The sequence below is a fragment of the Halomonas sp. LBP4 genome (assembly GCF_003202205.1).
GTDB classification, from domain to species: Bacteria; Pseudomonadota; Gammaproteobacteria; order Pseudomonadales; family Halomonadaceae; genus Halomonas; species Halomonas flagellata.
This window is the reverse complement of the sequence record NZ_PDOG01000032.1, coordinates 1-1,327: the sequence shown is the minus strand read 5'-3', so window position 1 is coordinate 1,327 and position 1,327 is coordinate 1. Positions and strand designations below refer to the sequence as shown.

The window sequence follows — 1,327 nt, the reverse complement described above, 5'->3', positions numbered from 1 at the left end:
TCGTAGGCCATATCATAGACCCTGCCGGCATCGAGCTCACCGGTCGGTCGCCAGCCGCAGAAGCAGTCCATCGACAGGCGCACCGCATCGTCGGAGACCGCGTAGAGCCAGCCGGTCTGCATGCTGCCCTCCATGTCGGAGTGGACGAGGCGGCGAATGGCCTGAGTCGGGCCGCTATCCATCTTCTTCCAGGTCGTGCCGGCATCCTCGCTTTGGTAGAGACCGTCGTCGGCGATCACCGCATAGAGCGTTTCTGGCTGGTTACGGTGCACGGTGAAAGCGATGACGTCCTGGCTAGGTAGGCCTTCATCGGCTGCATGCCAGCTTTCTCCATGATCGGTGCTGCGCTGCACCCCGATGGAGGGGCCTGCGATGTAGAGCGCCTTCTCGGCTGTTGCCGGAACCGATGCCGTTACCAACCGTCCATCCTTCACCACGTCAGGCAAGGGAATCTCTTGCCAGGTCGCGCCGCCATTCATGCTCTGGGAAAGCTGGTTGGCATCCACCTTGAGCAGCCGTTCGCTCGTACGGTCATAACTCAGCGACGGCAATGCCTTCTCGGCAGCCCCGGCCACACTGGCGATACCCAGGCTAACCATGACCCCACTCGCCAATGACAGGGCCTGCAAGAAGCGACTTGCGATATTTCTCATATCAATATTTCCTTGAACAACGGCTAGGCTTTGTCCGAAAAGTCGGCGAGCGATGGCCAGACAAGGCAAAAATCAGCGAAAAGGCGGAGTTTACGTGGGTGTAAATGAGCATTTTAAGCTGATTTTTAACGCCGTATGGGCGAGCGCAGGCAGTTTTCGGAAAAAGCCTAGCCAATGCTGCCCAGGGCAGGGAAAGTGCGCAATAACCAATAGGACAGCTCGGTCAGTTTTCCGGTGATCATCAAGATGCCCATCAGGATCATGATCAGCCCGGCCGCCAGATGCATGACCCGGCCCCAGCGGCGCAGGAATTTCTGGTGGTGCAAGAAACGGTCGAGCGAAATGGCACTCAGCAGGAATGGCACCCCCAGGCCCAGCGAATAAATGCCGAGTAATGCCACGCCGCTCGAGGCATTGGCCGTCGAGGCGCTGACGGTCAGAATGGCGCCGAGGATCGGGCCGATACAGGGGGTCCAGCCGAACGCGAACGCCACGCCGAGCAGATAAGCCGCACCGCGCCCGCCACCCTCTTCCTTGAGCCTGCCGATAAACCGCCACTCTCGCTGTAACCAGTGCAGCGGGATGAGCCCGGTCATGAAGGCACCGAACAGGATGACGATGATACCGCCGACCAGGTTGGCTTCCTGGCGATAGACCAGCAGCAGGCGACCGAT

Annotated in this window: 2 protein-coding genes; both read right to left on the bottom strand. The window is 59.8% G+C overall.

The genetic code is table 11. The annotated features are described in order from the left end of the window. On the bottom strand, window positions 1-653 hold a 653-nt coding region (locus tag CR157_RS22005; RefSeq protein ID WP_110285649.1), incomplete at its 3' end, for a WD40/YVTN/BNR-like repeat-containing protein. Between the two features lie 167 nt (window positions 654-820). Then, a partial coding sequence (locus CR157_RS21995; protein ID WP_110285647.1) for a cytochrome c biogenesis CcdA family protein occupies window positions 821-1,327 on the bottom strand: 507 nt, incomplete at its 5' end.